This window comes from Streptomyces sp. NPDC008150, from assembly GCF_042956945.1.
GTDB lineage: Bacteria > Actinomycetota > Actinomycetes > Streptomycetales > Streptomycetaceae > Streptomyces.
On record NZ_JBIBHJ010000001.1, the window covers coordinates 1,181,093 to 1,197,066 of the forward strand.

14 protein-coding genes are annotated in these 15,974 nt (G+C 74.0%); 12 read left to right on the forward strand and 2 right to left on the reverse strand.

The genetic code is table 11. The features are described from left to right. Window positions 1-67: 67 nt before the first annotated feature. Window positions 68-838: a DeoR family transcriptional regulator gene (locus tag ACFZA0_RS05140; RefSeq protein WP_391011410.1), complete on the reverse strand. Its 771-nt coding sequence runs from the start codon at window positions 836-838 to the stop codon at window positions 68-70. A gap of 301 nt (window positions 839-1,139) precedes the next feature. Next, complete coding sequence (locus ACFZA0_RS05145) at window positions 1,140-1,949, reverse strand: NAD-dependent epimerase/dehydratase family protein (RefSeq protein WP_391011413.1); 810 nt, start codon at window positions 1,947-1,949, stop codon at window positions 1,140-1,142. A 274-nt stretch (window positions 1,950-2,223) separates the two neighbouring features. Between ACFZA0_RS05145 and ACFZA0_RS05150 the strand changes: the two genes are divergently transcribed. The 12 genes from ACFZA0_RS05150 to ACFZA0_RS05205 all read left to right on the forward strand — a co-directional run bounded on the left by ACFZA0_RS05150 (window position 2,224) and on the right by ACFZA0_RS05205 (window position 15,883). Further along, window positions 2,224-3,165, forward strand: coding sequence for a 5-dehydro-4-deoxyglucarate dehydratase (locus ACFZA0_RS05150; protein ID WP_391011416.1), 942 nt, complete (start codon window positions 2,224-2,226; stop codon window positions 3,163-3,165). Beyond that, window positions 3,162-4,340, forward strand: coding sequence for a hypothetical protein (locus ACFZA0_RS05155; RefSeq protein WP_391011419.1), 1,179 nt, complete (start codon window positions 3,162-3,164; stop codon window positions 4,338-4,340). The genes ACFZA0_RS05150 and ACFZA0_RS05155 overlap by 4 nt, the downstream gene beginning before the upstream one ends. A 133-nt stretch (window positions 4,341-4,473) precedes the next feature. Further along, window positions 4,474-5,091: a TIGR03086 family metal-binding protein gene (locus tag ACFZA0_RS05160; protein ID WP_391011422.1), complete on the forward strand. Its 618-nt coding sequence runs from the start codon at window positions 4,474-4,476 to the stop codon at window positions 5,089-5,091. A gap of 330 nt (window positions 5,092-5,421) precedes the next feature. Then, on the forward strand, window positions 5,422-6,084 hold the full coding sequence (locus tag ACFZA0_RS05165; protein ID WP_391011425.1) for an FCD domain-containing protein: 663 nt from the start codon (window positions 5,422-5,424) through the stop codon (window positions 6,082-6,084). Continuing rightward, window positions 6,081-6,989 (forward strand): dihydrodipicolinate synthase family protein, encoded by a 909-nt coding sequence (locus tag ACFZA0_RS05170; protein ID WP_391011428.1) that lies wholly within the window; start codon window positions 6,081-6,083, stop codon window positions 6,987-6,989. The genes ACFZA0_RS05165 and ACFZA0_RS05170 overlap by 4 nt, the downstream gene beginning before the upstream one ends. Then, window positions 6,986-8,707, forward strand: a complete 1,722-nt coding sequence (araD, locus tag ACFZA0_RS05175) for an L-arabinonate dehydratase (RefSeq protein ID WP_391011431.1) — start codon at window positions 6,986-6,988, stop codon at window positions 8,705-8,707. The genes ACFZA0_RS05170 and araD overlap by 4 nt, the downstream gene beginning before the upstream one ends. Before the next feature lie 237 nt (window positions 8,708-8,944). Next, window positions 8,945-9,880 carry an ABC transporter permease subunit gene (locus ACFZA0_RS05180; protein WP_391011434.1) on the forward strand — a complete coding sequence of 312 codons (936 nt, stop codon included), beginning with the start codon at window positions 8,945-8,947 and terminating at the stop codon, window positions 9,878-9,880. Beyond that, window positions 9,877-10,779, forward strand: a complete 903-nt coding sequence (locus ACFZA0_RS05185; RefSeq protein WP_391011436.1) for an ABC transporter permease subunit — start codon at window positions 9,877-9,879, stop codon at window positions 10,777-10,779. The genes ACFZA0_RS05180 and ACFZA0_RS05185 overlap by 4 nt, the downstream gene beginning before the upstream one ends. Further along, on the forward strand, window positions 10,776-11,963 hold the full coding sequence (locus tag ACFZA0_RS05190; protein WP_391011439.1) for a Gfo/Idh/MocA family oxidoreductase: 1,188 nt from the start codon (window positions 10,776-10,778) through the stop codon (window positions 11,961-11,963). Before ACFZA0_RS05185 ends, ACFZA0_RS05190 begins: the two co-directional genes overlap by 4 nt. After that, entirely contained in the window at window positions 11,960-12,859 is a 900-nt protein-coding gene (locus ACFZA0_RS05195; protein ID WP_391011441.1) for a DUF6807 family protein, read from the forward strand. The genes ACFZA0_RS05190 and ACFZA0_RS05195 overlap by 4 nt, the downstream gene beginning before the upstream one ends. After that, complete coding sequence (locus ACFZA0_RS05200) at window positions 12,856-14,412, forward strand: family 43 glycosylhydrolase (protein WP_391011444.1); 1,557 nt, start codon at window positions 12,856-12,858, stop codon at window positions 14,410-14,412. Before ACFZA0_RS05195 ends, ACFZA0_RS05200 begins: the two co-directional genes overlap by 4 nt. Window positions 14,413-14,545: 133 nt before the next feature. Then, on the forward strand, window positions 14,546-15,883 hold the full coding sequence (locus tag ACFZA0_RS05205) for an extracellular solute-binding protein (RefSeq protein ID WP_391011447.1): 1,338 nt from the start codon (window positions 14,546-14,548) through the stop codon (window positions 15,881-15,883). The last annotated feature ends 91 nt before the right edge of the window (window positions 15,884-15,974 follow it).

The window sequence follows — 15,974 nt, forward strand, 5'->3', positions numbered from 1 at the left end:
ACGTGCGGGAGGTACGGCAGTGGTGCGTTCAACGGCGGTGCGGAAAGGGGGAGTTGTCGCCGGGCGTTCAGACGCGGACGACCTGCGGGCCGAGCAGCGAGTAGCGGTGGGCCTCCGCGGCGGGCAGCAGCGTGCTCGTCACGATCGCCTCCAGGGAGGTGATCTCGGCGAAGCGGCAGAAGCTCGCCGCGCCGAACTTGGTGTGCACGCCCGCGAAGACGGTGCGCCGCGCGGCCCGCACCGCCTGCGCCTTGACCTCGCCGACCGCCGGGTCGGGCGTGGTCAGGCCGTGTTCGCGGGAGATGCCGTTGGCGCCGATGTAGGCGAGGTCGAGGACGAAGCCGGCCAGCATCCTCGTCGTCCAGTGGTCCACGGTCGCCAGCGTCCCGGCGCGGACCCGCCCGCCGAGCAGCAGCACCGTGACGTTGTCCGTCTGCGCGAGGGCCCCGGCGACCGGCAGGGACGCCGTCACCACGGTCAACTGCCGGTTCCCGGGCAGGGCTTCGGCGATGAGCTGCGGGGTGAAGCCCTCGTCGACGAAGACCGTCTCCGCGTCCCCGACCAGTTCGGCGGCGGCGGCGGCGACCCGGCGCTTCTCCGGCACGTGGCTGGTCGCGCGGAAGGCGAGGGTCGTCTCGAAGCCCGCGCTCTCCACCGGGTAGGCGCCGCCGTGCGTGCGGCGCACGAGCCCGTGGTCCTCCAGGGCCCGCAGGTCGCGCCGTACCGTCTCCCTGGCCACGCCCAGTTCGACGGCGAGCGCGCTCACGTCGACCGATCCGGAACGCCGGGCGACCCGTACGATCTCCCGCTGCCGTTCCTCCGCCGAGAGCGTGCCCATGGCCAACACCCTTGTCCTTCCTGCCCGTTCGGGCCCGGTGGGGTCCTCGGGGGAAGTTGTACAGCGGGCGTGCGGCGCTCACCAGGTCTGTCCCGCGCCCGATGCTGCCCGGGTGCGCCCGTTCGGCCCGCCGTCCGCCCGCCGCGGACCTGCGCGGGGGCACTCCTGCGGGCGGAACCGGGCGGCCCCGGTGCCCGAACGCCCCCGCGGGCGCGCCCGATCGCTGCCCGTACGGGGCGGCCGGGCGCGCCCGCGGGGGCTGCGCGTGGTCGGAGCGGGGGCGGCGGTGCGCCGGGGGCGGTCAGTGGGGCCAGAGGGGCGGGTCGACGACGAAGCGCCCGCCGAGGTGCGTGTGGGCCGGGTTCGCCGGGTCCGGTGCGCCCTGCTCGGCGAGGAGGGCGGCGGCGTACTTCTCGGAGTCGTCCTGCGGCTCGTACCCCAGCGAGCGGGCGCCCGAGAGGTCCCACCACAGACGGGTGTTGGCGGACGAGCCGTAGACCGTGCGGTGGCCGACGCCCTCGGCCGTGAGCGCGGCGTGGAAGAGCCGGGCGCCGTCCTCCGGGCTCATCCACACGGACAGCATCCGCACGTCGGTGGGTTCGGGGAAGCAGGCGCCGATGCGCACGGACACGGTCTCCAGGCCGTGCTTGTCCCAGTAGAACTGCGCCAGGTTCTCGCCGAACGCCTTGGACAGCCCGTAGAAGGTGTCGGGGCGCAGGGGCGCGTCGTCCGGGATCAGCGGGTCGCCCTCGCCGGGGCTGGGGGTGAACCCGAGCGCGTGGTTGGAGGAGGCGAAGACGATCCGGCGCACGCCCTCCTCGCGGGCGGCCTCGTACAGGTTGTGGGTGCCCTCGATGTTGGACCGCAGGATCTTGTCGAACGGGGCCTCCAGGGAGATCCCCGCCAGGTGCAGCACGGCGTCGACGCCTCGGACGGCCTCGCGCAGCGCGTCGCGGTCGGCGAGGTCGGCGGTGATCGCGTCCGGCTCGTCCGGGACCGGGCGCACGTCCAGCAGGCGCAGCCGGTGGCCGTGGGCGGGGAGCAGCTTCCGCATCAGGGTGCCGAGTCCGCCGGCGGCGCCGGTGAGCAGGACGGTGCGGGGGACGGGCATCCTCGGGTCTCCTTGCCTGCCTGTGCGACGACCTGGCGGTAACCGCAACCGTATCCGTGTACTGAATTCACATCCGTAAACACGGTACGGAGTGGCCGCGCGCAGCGTCAAGTGGCGTGACCGCCGGTCCACGTGGACCGGAATCCGCCGTGCGGGGGCAGATAGTCGCCTTGACCCCGGTCCGGGGTGGGTCGTAGCGTACGACTGTTCATGCATATGGACGTCAGTCAGAAGTGTGCACCACCTTGCGCACCCCTCGCTTCCGGGAGAGTCCGTGACGCCTGCCCCCCTCACCGACCGTCTCCGCGCCCCCGGCGGGCCGCTGTTCTTCCCCGTCACCGCGTACGGCCCGAACGGCTCGGTGGACCCCGGCGTCCTCCGTGAGCACGTGCGCCGCGGCGTCGACGCGGGCGCCGCCGCCGTCTTCGTGTGCTGCGGCACCGGCGAGTTCCACGCGCTCGCCCCCGAGGAGTTCGAGGCGTGCGTGCAGGCCGCCGTCGAGGAGACCGCGGGGCGTGTCCCGGTCGTCGCCGGCGTCGGCTACGGAACCGCGCTCGCGGTCCGCTACGCGCGGCTGGCGCAGGGGGCGGGCGCCGACGGGCTGCTCGTCATGCCGCCCTACCTCGTCGTCGCCCCGCAGGAGGGGCTGCTGCGGCACTACCAGGAGATCGCGGCCGCCACGGCCCTGCCCGTGATCGTCTACCAGCGCGACAACGCCGTCCTCACCCCGCGCACCGTCGTCGAACTGGCCCGCACCGAGGGCGTCGTCGGCCTCAAGGACGGCATCGGCGACCTCGACCTGATGCAGCGCATCGTGAGCGCCGTGCGCACCGACGCGCCCGGCGACTTCCTCTACTTCAACGGCCTGCCGACCGCCGAGCAGACGCAGCTCGCCTACCGCGCGATCGGCATCTCCCTGTACTCCTCCGCCGTGTTCTGCTTCGCGCCCGAGATCGCCGTCGCCTTCCACCGCGCGCTCGCCACCGGCGACGACGCCACCGCCCGGCGGCTCCTGGACGGGTTCTACCGGCCGTTCGTCGAACTGCGCGACCAGGGCCGCGGCTACGCGGTCTCGCTGGTGAAGGCCGGCGTGCGGCTGCGCGGGCTCGACGTCGGCGAGGTGCGCCCGCCGCTCGCCGAACCGGCCGGGGAGCACGTCAAGCAGCTCGCCGAGCTGATCGACCGGGGTCTCGCGCTCGTCGAGGAGAGCCGGTGAGGACGTCCGCCTTCGTCTACCCCTGGGACGTCAACGGCGACCCGGACGCCCCGGCCCGGATCGCCGGCCTCGGCGTGCGGCAGGTGACGCTCGCGTCCGCCTACCACTCGACGCGGGCCCTCACCCCGCGCCACCCGCGCCACCGCGTCGTCACCGCCGAGCACGCCGCCGTGCTCTACCCGCCCGGCGACCGGTGGGCCGGCCGTGTCCCGCGCCCCCACCCGGCGGGCGACTGGGCACCCGGCGACGCCCACGGCGAGGCGTCCGCGGCGCTCGCGTCCGCCGGCCTGGAGGTGCACACCTGGGTGGTGCTCGCGCACAACTCCCGGCTCGGCGCCGAACACCCCGGCACCAGCGTGGTCAACGCCTACGGCGACCGGTACCCCTGGGCACCGTGCGTCGCGCAGCCCGCCACGCGTGCGTACCTCGTCGACCTCGCCGCGGAGGCCGCGGTGCGGCCCGGCGCCGCGGGCACCGAACTGGAGTCCCTGGGCTGGTACGGGCTCGCCCATCTGCACGCCCACGACAAGACCGGCGGGGTCCCGCTCGGGGACGCGGCGCAGTACCTGATGTCGCTCTGCTTCTGCCCGGTCTGCCGCACCGGCTACGCGGAGGCCGGACAGGACGCCGACGCGCTCGCCGCCCGCGTACGGGCCGCGCTGGAACCCGTGTGGCGCGGCGGGGCGCCCGGCGACACCGGGCCGGCGGGCGACTGGGGCGCGGTCGAGAAGCTGCTCGGCGCGGAACCGGCCGCCGCCACGCGCGCGTGGCGCGACGCCACCGCGCGCTCCCTCCAGGAGGCCGCCGTCGCGGCGGTCCGCGCGGCGGCGCCCGAGGGCTTCCAGGTCCTGCTGCACGCCGACCCGGTCCCGTACCACTGCGGTGCCAACGCGGGCGTGGACCCCGCGCACATCCTGTCCGTCGCCGACGGCGTGGTCGTGCCCTGCGCCGGCGGCCCCGGCCTCCTCGCGCCGTTCGCCCGCGCCGCCACGCCCGCGCACGTGGTCGCCGCCAACCTCACCGTCGTCTCCGGCATGGGCGGCAGCCCGGCGACGCTGGCCGCCGACGCGTCCCGCGCCCGCGACCTCGGGGCGACCGAGCTGCGGCTCTACCACGCGGGCCTCGCCTCCGACGCGGACCTGGCCGCGGTACGGGAGGCACTGGCCGTGCTCTGAGAGGGCCCGGGGAGCGGGCGGCCCCGCCCCTCCGCGCCCCGCGCCGATGAGTTTCGCGCCCCCCGCCGGTCCACCCTCTGCCGGGGTCGTCACCGACGCCGGCCTGCCAAGACGGACGGCCAAGGAGAACGCGATGACTCGAACGACGGACGCGACGGCGGGCGCCGGGCCCCTGCTGGACTTCGGCCCGCAGACCTTGGTCGTGGCACGCCTCGCGGAGGGGGTGACGGACGAACACCTCGCGGCGCGGACCCCGTGTCCGGACTACGCGGTACGCAACCTGCTGGGTCACGTGCTGGGCCTGACCGTCGCCTTCCGGGACGCCGCGCGCAAGGACCTGGGCGCCACCACGGACGTCCCGCCGGACAGCGCGCTCCCCGACCTCGGGCCCGGCTGGCGGGCCGAACTGCCCAAGCTGCTCGACGAACTGGCCGCCGCGTGGCGCGACCCGGCCGCCTGGACCGGCGAGACCCGCGCCGGGGGCGTCACCATGCCGGCGTCCGTCACCGCCGCGGTGCTCGCCGACGAACTGGTCGTGCACGGCTGGGACCTGGCCCGCTCCACCGGCCAGGGCTACGAGCCCGACCCCGCCGCGCTCGGCGCCGCGCAGGAGTTCCTGGCCATGGCGGCGGCCGACCCGACCCGCGGGGGCGGCATCTTCGGCCCGGTCGTCGCCGTGCCGGAGGGCTCCGCCCCGCTCGACCGCACGGTCGGCCTCAGCGGCCGCGACCCCGGCTGGACCCGCGGCTGACGACCGCTCCCGCGACCGCCCGGCGGCTTCGCGCGATTGCAACGGCACACGCCGCGGGCGCGGTCGACCCCGCTCCCACCCGGACGACGCCGTCCTCCGCCACGCGCGGAGGGCGGCGTCGTCCGCGTGTGCGGGGCGTCCGCACGGCAATCCCCGCTTCCTCTGCCGGAAGCATTGACGAAACACGGGGACGCTCCTACCTTCGACGCGTCGTACTTCGTACGCCATATATGAGACGCGATACATGAGACGCGAAACGCGGGGTCCCCCCTGGGACTTCGCGGCGAGATCCGATCCGCGAGCTCCCGGACGCGACACCGAGAGGCGTTCATGACCTCTGTGCCCATGCCTGTTCCCTCCCGTACGCAGTACGTGCTGGAGGGCATCAAGCACCGCATCCTGACGGGTGGCCTGACGCCCGGTCAGGCCCTGGTCGAGACCGAACTCGCCGCGCAGTTCGGGGTGTCGAAGACCCCCGTCCGCGAGGCGCTCAAGACGCTGGCCGGCACCGGCCTGGTGGTCATGAACCAGTACAAGGGCGTGACGGTGCGCACCGTGGACGCGGACATGGCGCGCGAGGTCTACGACGTGCGACTGCTCCTCGAACCCGAGGCGCTGCGCCGCGCGGTCCGCCTCGGCGCCTCCCTGGACGCCGCCCGCGACGCCCTCGCCCGCGCCGACCAGGCCGCCGACACCGCCGAACGCTCCCTGGCCAACCGGGAGTTCCACCGCTCCCTGTACCTGCCCTGCGGCAACCCGCTGCTCGGCCGGATGCTGGACGAGGTCCGTGACCAGGCCGCCCTCGTCTCCGCCGTCGCCTGGGCCGCCGACCCCAGCTGGGAGCGCGAGGCCGCCGAGCACCGGGAGATCCTGCGGCTCGCGCTGGCCGGCGACGCGGACGCCGCGGCACGCGAACTGCACGCCCACATCGCCTCGTTCGTACGGCGCGCCTTCCCCGGCACCGGGGCCGGCGGAGAGGACGGCCTGTCATGAGCCCGACGTTCGAGGCCCAGCGCGCGGCCCTCGCCGACGTGGTGGCGATCCCCGTGACCCCGTTCACGGCGGACGGGACCATCGACGGCGCCGCCCACCGCGCGCTGCTGCACCGCATGCTCGACGCGGGCATCCGCACCCTCACCCCCAACGGCAACACCGGCGAGTTCTACGCGCTCGCTCCCGAGGAGCGCCGGCTCGTCACCGAGACCACCCTCGCCGAGGCGGGGGACCGGGCCACCGTCCTGGTCGGGGTCGGACACGACCTGCCCACCGCCGTCGCCTCCGCGCGGCACGCCCGCGACCACGGCGCGCGGATGGTGATGGTCCACCAGCCCGTCCACCCGTACGTCGCGCAGGGCGGCTGGGTCGACTACCACCGGGCGGTCGCCGAGGCCGTGCCCGAACTCGGCGTCGTGCCCTACCTGCGCAACGCGCAGCTCCCCGGTGCCCGGCTCGCCGAACTCGCCGACGCCTGCCCCAACGTCGTCGGCGTCAAGTACGCCGTGCCGGACGCCGTCCGCTTCGCCGCCTTCGCACGCGACGCGGGCCTCGACCGGTTCGTGTGGGTGGCCGGCCTCGCGGAACCGTACGCCCCCGCGTACTTCTCGGCGGGCGCCACCGGCTTCACGTCGGGGCTCGTCAACGTCGCCCCGGCCGTCTCCCTGAACATGCTGGAGGCGCTGCGCGCGGGCGACTACCCGGCCGCGATGAAGGTGTGGGAGCAGATCCGGCGGTTCGAGGAACTGCGCGCCGAGGGCGGCTCCGCCAACAACGTCACCGTCGTCAAGGAGGCCCTCGCCTCGCTCGGGCTGTGCCGCCGCGACGTCCGCCCGCCGAGCCGGCCGCTGCCCGCGGGCGGCCGGGCCGAGGTCGCCGCGATAGCCGCCGGGTGGTCGCTGTGAAACGGCCCGAGGAGCTGAGGAGCCACCAGTGGTACGGCGCCGGGGGGCTGCGGTCCTTCAGCCACCGCGCCCGCACCCGCCAGCTCGGCTACCTGCCGGAGGAACACCTCGGCAAGCCGGTCATAGCGATCCTCAACACCTGGTCGGACATCAACCCGTGCCACGTCCACCTGCGCGACCGCGCCCAGGCCGTGAAGCGCGGGGTGTGGCAGGCGGGCGGTTTCCCGCTGGAGTTCCCGGTCTCCACGCTCAGCGAGACCTTCCAGAAGCCCACCCCCATGCTCTACCGCAACCTCCTCGCGATGGAGACGGAGGAACTGCTGCGCTCCTACCCGGTCGACGGGGCCGTGCTGATGGGCGGCTGCGACAAGTCCACGCCCGCGCTGCTGATGGGCGCCGCCTCCGTCGACCTGCCCGCGGTGTTCGTGCCGGCCGGGCCGATGCTCCCGGGGCACTGGCGCAACGAGGTCCTCGGCTCGGGCACCGACATGTGGAAGTACTGGGACGACCACCGCGCCGGGCTCATCGGCGACTGCGAACTCACGGAACTGGAAAGCGGGTTGGCCCGCTCGCCCGGCCACTGCATGACCATGGGCACCGCCTCGACGCTGACCGCCGCCGCCGAGGCGCTGGGCGTCACCGTGCCCGGCGCCTCCAGCATCCCGGCCGTCGACTCCGGGCACGAGCGGATGGCCGCGGCGGCCGGTCTCGCCGTCGTCGAACTCGTGCACAAGGACCGGAAGTTGAGCGATCTGCTCACCGCCGACGCCTTCGAGGACGCGGTCACCACCGTGCTCGGCCTCGGCGGCTCGACCAACGCGGTGATCCACCTGATCGCGATGGCGGGCCGTGCGGGCGTGCGGCTCACCCTGGACGACTTCGACCGGATCGCCCGCACCGTGCCCGTCCTCGCCAACGTCCGCCCCGGGGGCCGCCGTTACCTCATGGAGGACTTCCACTTCGCGGGCGGACTGCCCGGCTTCCTGTCCCGCATCCCCGACCTGCTCCACCTGGACCGGCCGACCGTCCGCCACGACACCCTCCGGGAGCAGCTCGCGGGCGCGCGGGTCCACGACGACGACGTCATCCGCCCGCGCGACAACCCCGTCGCCGCCGAGGGCGGGGTCGCCGTGCTGCGCGGCAACCTGTGCCCGGACGGCGCGGTCGTCAAGCACATCGCCGCCGAGCCCCACCTGCTCCAGCACACGGGCCCCGCCGTGGTGTTCGACGACTACCGCACCATGCAGCGCACCGTGAACGACCCGGACCTCGGCATCACCGCCGACAGCGTGCTCGTCCTGCGCAACTCCGGGCCCCGCGGCGGGCCGGGGATGCCCGAGTACGGGATGCTGCCCATCCCCGACCACCTGCTCAAGCAGGGCGTGCGCGACATGGTCCGCATCTCCGACGCCCGTATGAGCGGCACGAGTTACGGCGCGTGCGTGCTGCACGTGGCGCCCGAGTCGTACGTGGGCGGCCCGCTCGCCCTGGTGCGCGACGGCGACCTGATCACCCTCGACGTCGCGGGCCGTGCGCTCACCCTGCACGTGGACGACGAGGAACTCGCGCGGCGACGGGCCGGCTGGACCCCGCCCTCCGCCCGCTTCGGGCGCGGCTACGGGGCGCTCTACGACGAACAGATCACCCAGGCGGACACCGGCTGCGACTTCGCGTTCCTGGCCCGGCCGGGCGAAGTCCCCGATCCGTACGCGGGATAACCCCGGCGCCCCACCCGGACGCCCGCCCCCGCACCCGGCGCCCCGCCGACGGCGCCCGCGCACCCGCACGGCACAGCACCGCACGGCACAGCACCGCACCGCACGGCACAGCACCGCACCGCACGGCACCGCCCAGCTCGCCCGCACCTCCCGGACACCCTCCCGGCCCCGCCGGAAGAGCAGCACCACGTGCACGTAGCAAGCGCTTCCTATCAAGGTGAGAACGGAGATCCAGTCATGGCCCAAGCCGCAGTCGTGGCGAAACCGCCCGGGTCGCCCCGGCGGCGCCGTGCCTCCGCGACGCCGCGCAGGCTGCCGTACCTGCTGATCGCCCCGGCGGCCCTGCTGATGCTGGGCTTCATCGCGTACCCGGTGATCAGCGTCTTCTACTACAGCCTCCAGAACTTCAACCCCACCAAGCCGTGGCGCAACGGCTTCGCGGGCCTCGACAACTTCCGGCACGCCTTCACCGACGACCCGCAGTTCTGGGACACCCTCACCTTCAGCGCCAAGTGGGTCGTCGTCGAGGTCGGGCTGCAACTGCTGCTCGGCCTGGCGCTCGCCCTCATCGTCAACCAGTCGTTCGTGGGGCGGGGGTTCGGCCGGGCGCTGGTCTTCTCGCCCTGGGCCGTCTCCGGCGTCCTGACGTCCGCGATCTGGGTGCTGCTCTACAACTCCCAGACGGGCGTGACCCGTTACCTCGCCGACCTCGGGATCGGCAGCTACGGCACGAGCTGGCTCTCGGACACCTCGACCGTCTTCCCCGCGGCGATCGTCGCCGACCTCTGGCGCGGCGTCCCCTTCTTCGCGATCCTCATCCTCGCCGACCTCCAGTCCGTGTCCAAGGACCTGTACGAGGCCGCCGAGATGGACGGGGCGCGCCGCCTCCAGCAGTTCTGGCACATCACGCTGCCCCACCTCAAGGACGCCATCGTCCTGTCGACGCTGCTGCGCGCGGTCTGGGAGTTCAACAACGTCGACCTCCTCTACACCCTCACCGGCGGCGGCCCGGCGGGCGAGACCACGACCCTGCCGCTGTACGTCGCCCGCACCAGCGTCGACGCGCACAACTTCGGCTACGCCTCGGCGCTGACGACGGTCGCGTTCGTGATCCTGCTCTTCTGCTCGATCGCCTATCTGCGCATCAGCAAGTTCGGAGGCGAGAACAAGTGATCACCAAGGAGGCCGCCCCCGGTCTCGCCCCCGCACCGGCCCCGCGCACACCCGCGCCGCCCGGAGCCCGACCCGCCCGCCGCCGGGCCTGGGACGAGGTGCCGCGCTGGCACATCTACCTGCCGCTCGGCCTGTACCTGGTCTTCACCCTCGTCCCGTTCTACTGGATCCTGCTGTTCGCCCTGCGCCCGGCCGGATCGACGTCCCTGGTGCCCTGGCCCGTCACCTTCGACCACTTCGAGAAGGTGTGGACCGAACGCAGCTTCGGCGTCTACTTCCAGAACAGCGTGCTCATCGGCGTCTGCACCCTGGTCCTGACCACCGTCGTCGCCCTCGCCGGCGGCTACGCGCTCGCCCGCTTCGACTTCCGGTTCAAGCGGAGCTTCCTGCTCGCCCTGCTGTGCTCGCAGTTCGTGCCGGGCGCGCTGCTGCTCGTGCCGCTGTTCCAGATCTTCGCCAACCTGCGGATGATCAACTCCCTTGCCAGCGTGGTCCTCGCCGAGACGGTGTTCCAGCTGCCGCTGTCGATGATCCTCATCAGCGGCTTCATCCGGAACGTCCCCTACTCGCTGGAGGAGGCCGCCTGGGTCGACGGCTGCGGACGGCTGGCCTCCTTCCGGATCGTGGTGCTGCCGCTGCTGCGGCCCGGCCTGATCGCGGTGGGCTCCTTCGCCTTCGTGCACGCCTGGAACCACTTCCTGTTCGCCCTGATGTTCCTCAGCGACCAGAGCAAGCAGACCATCCCGGTCGGCCTCAACACCCTGATGAGCGCGGACAGCGTCGACCTCGGCGCGCTGGCGGCGGGCGGCATCGTCGCGGCCGTGCCCGTCGTGGTGGTGTTCGCCTTCATCCAGAAGTGGCTGATCACCGGCTTCAGCGCGGGGGCGGTGAAGGGATGACCGCCACCGGCGCCCCGACGGCGCACCGCCCCCCGACCCCCGTCGTGCTGGCCGGGGCCCGCGGCCACGGGCAGTGGCACCTGCGCAACCTCGCCCGGCTCACCGCCCTCGGCCTGGTGCGGCTGGCCGGCGTCTGCGACGCCGTGCCGCTGACCGCGGCCGAGTACGACGGCGAACTCCCGCCGCAGTCACCGGACCTCGGCCACCTCCTCGACGTCACCGGCGCCCCCGTGGCCGTCGTGTGCACCCCGATCCCCACGCACGCCGACCTCGCGCTGACCGCCGCGCGGCGCGGTGTGCACCTCCTGCTGGAGAAGCCGCCCACCCCCTCCTACGCGGAGTTCGACCGGCTGACCGAGGGGCTCGCGGCGGCCGGCACGGCATGCCAGATCGGCTTCCAGTCGCTCGGCTCGCACGCCGTGCCCGCGATCCGCCGGCTGCTCGCCGAGGGCGCGATCGGCCGGGTCACCGGGGTCGGCGGGGCCGGCGCCTGGGCCCGCGACGAGGACTACTTCCGGCGCGCGCCGTGGGCCGGGCGGCGCCGCATGAACGGCGTGGACGTCGTCGACGGCGCCCTCACCAACCCCCTCGCGCACGCCGTCGCCACCGCCCTCGCGCTCGGCGGGGCACCGCACGCCGCCGACGTCGTCCGCGTCGAGACCGAGCTCCTGCGCGCCAACGACATCGAGTCCGACGACACCTCGTGCGTGCGCGTCACCACGGCCGGCGGCCCCGCGGTCACCGTCGCCGCGACGCTGTGCGCCGAGCACCCCGAGGAGCCGTACGTCGTCGTGCACGGCGAGCGCGGACGGATCACCTTCTGGTACAAGCAGGACCGCGTCCTGCTGCAACGGGCCGGCCACGGACCGGAGGAGACCGAGTACGGCCGCACCGACCTGCTGGAGAACCTCCTCGCCCACCTCGCCGACGGCACCCCGCTCCTCGTGCCGCCCGCCGCGACCGGCGCCTTCATGAAGGTGGTCGAGGCGATCCGCCGGGCCCCCGACCCCGCCGCGCTGCCGCCGGGCACCTGGCACCGGATCCCCTCGCGGAACGGGCGGGTCGTGCCCGGCGTCGAGCGGCTCGTCGCCTCGGCCGCCGACACCCTCTCCCTCTTCTCCGAGCTGGGCGCCCCCTGGGCCGCACCCGCCGCGACGTTCCCGGAGGCGGTGGGCAACCGATGACCCCGGCGCACCCCACGGGCCCCGCGGAGTCCGCGCGCACCACGGCCGCCGGGGACCCGGCGACCACCGTGCTGAACGCGGCCGGCCGGCCGGTCGCCCGCTACAGCGTCCGGCCCGACGTCGCCGCCCGCCTCTCGCCGCGCCCGTACCTGCACCCGGTGACGACCCTGGCCGGCACGGTGGTCACCGAGTCCGGTCCGGCCGACCACCCGCACCACCTCGGGGTGTCCGTCGCCGTGCCCGACGTCGACGGCCACAACTTCTGGGGCGGACGCACCTACGTCCGGGACCGCGGCCCCGTGGAACGCGCCGACCACGGCGTCCAGCGGCACACCGCGTTCCCGCTGCGCGACGGGGACGGCTTCGTCGAGGAACTGCGCTGGACCACCGCCGCGGGGGACGACCTGCTGCGCGAGCGCCGCACCGTCGCGGCCCTCGAACTCACCGGCACCGCGTGGGCGCTGGACTTCACCTTCGCCCTCACCAACACCGGCGACCGGACGCTGACCATCGGCAGCCCGGCCACCAACGGGCGGCCCGGCGCGGCCTACGGCGGCTTCTTCTGGCGGGCCCCCAAGGAGCCCGGGGCGCCGGTCGTCCGCACCCCGACCGCCGAGGGCGAGGACGCCGTCCACGGCACCCGCGCCGACTGGCTCTCGCTGTCCGGCGACGGCTGGACCCTCGTGTTCGCCGGGGTCACCGCCGCGACCCGCCGTGACCCCTGGTTCGTCAGGGCGGGGGAGTACCCGGGCGTCGGCTCGTCCCTCGCGCACGGCGAACGGCTCGCCGTCGCCGCCGGAAGCACCCTGGTGCGGCGCGTCGTGACCGTCGTCGCGGACGGCGCCCTCGACCGGGACGGGGCCGCGGCCCTGGTACGCCGGGCGGTGGGCGCGTGAGAACCGCCGGGCGCGAGAGGGGGACGTACCGCAATCCGGTGCTCGACGCCGACTGGTCCGACCCGGACGTGCTCCGCGTGGGCGACGACTTCTACCTGACCGCGTCCAGCTTCGGCCGCGTCCCCGGCCTGCCGCTGCTGCACTCCCGGGACCTGGTCAACTGGAACCTCGTCGGCCACGCCCTCGAACTCCTGGAACCGGCCGAGGAGTTCGCCGTGCCGCGGCACGACCGGGGCGTCTGGGCGCCCGCGTTGCGCCACCACGACGACCGGTTCTGGATCTTCTGGGGCGACCCCGACCACGGCATCTTCCAGGTCAACTCCCCGCACGCACGCGGCCCGTGGACCCGCCCGCACCTGGTCCGGGCCGGCCGGGGGCTGATCGACCCGTGCCCGCTGTGGGACGAGGAGACCGGCGAGGCGTACCTGGTGCACGCGTGGGCCAGGTCCCGCGCGGGCGTCAACAACCGTCTCACGGGCCACCGGATGCGCCCCGACGGCACCGCCCTGCTGGACGAGGGCGAGGTGATCGTGGACGGCGACCGGATACCCGGCTGGTTCACCGTCGAGGGCCCCAAGCTGTACCGCCACGACGGCTGGTTCTGGATTCTCGCGCCCGCCGGGGGAGTGGAGACGGGCTGGCAGGGAGCGTTCCGCTCGCGCGGCTTCTTCGGACCGTACGAGGAGCGGATCGTCCTGGAGCAGCGGGACACCGCCGTCAACGGCCCCCACCAGGGCGGCTGGGTGCGCACCCCGGCCGGCGAGGACTGGTTCGTGCACTTCCAGCAGCGCGGCGCCTACGGAAGGGTCGTGCACCTCCAGCCGATGCGCTGGGCGGCGGCCCCCGGGCGCGGACCCGACGACGTCTGGCCGGTGATCGGCGACGCGGGCGCCCCCGTCGCCGTCCACCGCAGGCCCGCCCTGCCGCCCCAGCCGCCGGGCGCGCCCGCCACGGACGACGACTTCCCCGGCGGCCGGTACGGCAGGCAGTGGCAGTGGACCGCGAACCCGCGGGACGGCTGGGCGACCCGGCACTCCGGCGACGGCCTCCGGCTGGCCTGCGTACGGCTCGCCCCGCCGCCGGCCGTGCCCGACCTGCGGGTCCTGCCGCACGTCCTCACCCAGCGGCTGCCGGGCAGTCCGTGCGTGGTCGAGGTCGAACTCGCCCTGCGCAGCGAGGAACCGGGCGCCACCGCGGGCCTCGCGGTCCTCGGGGACGCGTACGGGTGGATCGGGCTGCGGCGGTCCGGGGACGGCACGGCCGAGCTCGTGCACCGCTTCGCCGAGCGCGAGGGCGGCCCGGAGCGCGACGCGGCCCTCCCGCGGCCGGCGCCGCTGGGCCGGGCGCTGCTGCGGATCGAGGCGGGACCCGCGGCGCGCTGCCGTTTCCTCCACGACGTCGGCGACGGCCTGCGCCCCTCCGGCCCGGTGTTCGCCGCGACCCCGTGGCGCTGGGTCGGCGCCCTGCTCGCCCTCTTCGCGCTCGCCCCGGCGGGCCCCGGCCACGCGGGGGCGGCGGAGTTCCACCGCTTCCGCGTCACGGCCTCCCCCTGACCCCCACGCACCACCGCACCACCGGACCAACGCACCACGGAAACAAGGCACTTGGCATGCACCAGCACACACGTCACCGCACCCGCGGCACCGAACCGCTCCGTCGGACGATCCGGAAGAAGAGAGCCGATCCATGAAGACCAGCATCCGCAGCAGCAGGCGTGCCGTCCTGGCCGTCACCCTGGGCTCCGTACTCGCGCTGACCGCCACCGCCTGCGGCGACGACGGCGGCGGCAGCGCGGGGGACAAGGGCGGCGACGGGTCGGGCAAGGGCCAGATCACCTTCTGGGACAACAACGGCGGTGTCCGCACCGACGTCTGGAAGGAGATCATCGCGGACTTCGAGAAGAAGTACCCGGACATCAAGGTCAAGTACGTCGGCGTGCCCGCCGCCGACATCCAGTCCAAGTACGACACCGCCATCCAGGGCGGCGGCCTGCCGGACGTCGGCGGTGTGGGCACCGCGATGCTCGCCGAGGTCGCCGCGCAGGGCGCCCTGGAGCCGCTGGACGGGCGGCTCGCCAAGAGCCCCCTGACCGGCAAGCTCAGCCAGAACTTCGTCGACAGCGTCAAGGCGGCCGGCGGCGGCGAGCACATGTACTCCGTGCCGACCTCCGCCAACAACGGCACCCTCTGGTACCGGACCGACCTGTTCGACTCGGCCGGGCTGGACGCGCCCACCACCTGGACGAAGTTCTTCACCGCCGCCGGCAAGCTCACCGACACCGGTCACAACAAGTTCGGCTACACGATCCGCGGCGGCGAGGGCTCCATCGCGCAGGCGCTGGACGCGATGTACGGGCAGAGCGGGATCACCTCCTTCTGGAACGGTGACAAGACGACGGTCGACGACCCGAAGAACGTCGCCGCCCTGAAGAAGTACGTCGCGCTCTACAAGAAGGACACCCCGTCCGCCGACGTCAACAACGACTTCACCAAGATGGTCGCGCAGTGGGACAGCGGCGACATCGGCATGCTGAGCCACAACCTGGGCTCCTACCAGGACCACCTGAAGGCGCTGGGCGAGGGCAAGTTCAAGGGCATTCCCAACCCGACGCTCGACGACGGCACCCGCGTGCAGGTCTCCAACCCCGTCGACGGACTCAGCCTGTTCAAGTCCGGCAAGAACAAGACGGCGGCGTGGAAGTTCATCGAGTTCGCCGCGTCCCACGAGGCCAACAGCAAGTGGAACGAGTCGGCGGGCCAGGTCCCGGCCAACACCGAGGCCGCCAAGGACGGTTGGGTGCAGCAGTCGGAGGCGACCAAGCTGGCGGCCGAGGCGCTGAACGGCACCAAGACCAAGATCGTGCAGCTGCCGTACTACCTGCCGGACTGGAACACCGTCTCCAAGGCCGACAACGAGCCCGCCTTCCAGAAGGTCCTGCTCGGCAAGCTCAGCGCCGAGGACTTCCTGAAGACCTTCGCCGAGCAGATCAACGCCGCGCAGGCGGACTGGAAGAAGAACAACTAGCCCGGCCGGCGCGGGCGTCACGGCCCGCGCCGCAGCCCGCCCACCCGGGCACCGCACCCCCCGCACGCCAGGTCCCTCCGCACGACCCGTA

Bases quoted from the DNA above. Each gene is read 5' to 3' on its own strand.
- ACFZA0_RS05170 (WP_391011428.1), top strand. From the start codon at position 6,081: ATGAGCCCGACGTTCGAGGCCCAGCGCGCGGCCCTCGCCGACGTGGTG.
- ACFZA0_RS05160 (WP_391011422.1), top strand. From the start codon at position 4,474: ATGACTCGAACGACGGACGCGACGGCGGGCGCCGGGCCCCTGCTGGAC.
- ACFZA0_RS05205 (WP_391011447.1), top strand. From the start codon at position 14,546: ATGAAGACCAGCATCCGCAGCAGCAGGCGTGCCGTCCTGGCCGTCACC.
- ACFZA0_RS05165 (WP_391011425.1), top strand. From the start codon at position 5,422: ATGACCTCTGTGCCCATGCCTGTTCCCTCCCGTACGCAGTACGTGCTG.
- ACFZA0_RS05145 (WP_391011413.1), bottom strand. From the start codon at position 1,949: ATGCCCGTCCCCCGCACCGTCCTGCTCACCGGCGCCGCCGGCGGACTC.
- ACFZA0_RS05140 (WP_391011410.1), bottom strand. From the start codon at position 838: ATGGGCACGCTCTCGGCGGAGGAACGGCAGCGGGAGATCGTACGGGTC.
- ACFZA0_RS05195 (WP_391011441.1), top strand. From the start codon at position 11,960: ATGACCCCGGCGCACCCCACGGGCCCCGCGGAGTCCGCGCGCACCACG.
- ACFZA0_RS05190 (WP_391011439.1), top strand. From the start codon at position 10,776: ATGACCGCCACCGGCGCCCCGACGGCGCACCGCCCCCCGACCCCCGTC.
- ACFZA0_RS05180 (WP_391011434.1), top strand. From the start codon at position 8,945: ATGGCCCAAGCCGCAGTCGTGGCGAAACCGCCCGGGTCGCCCCGGCGG.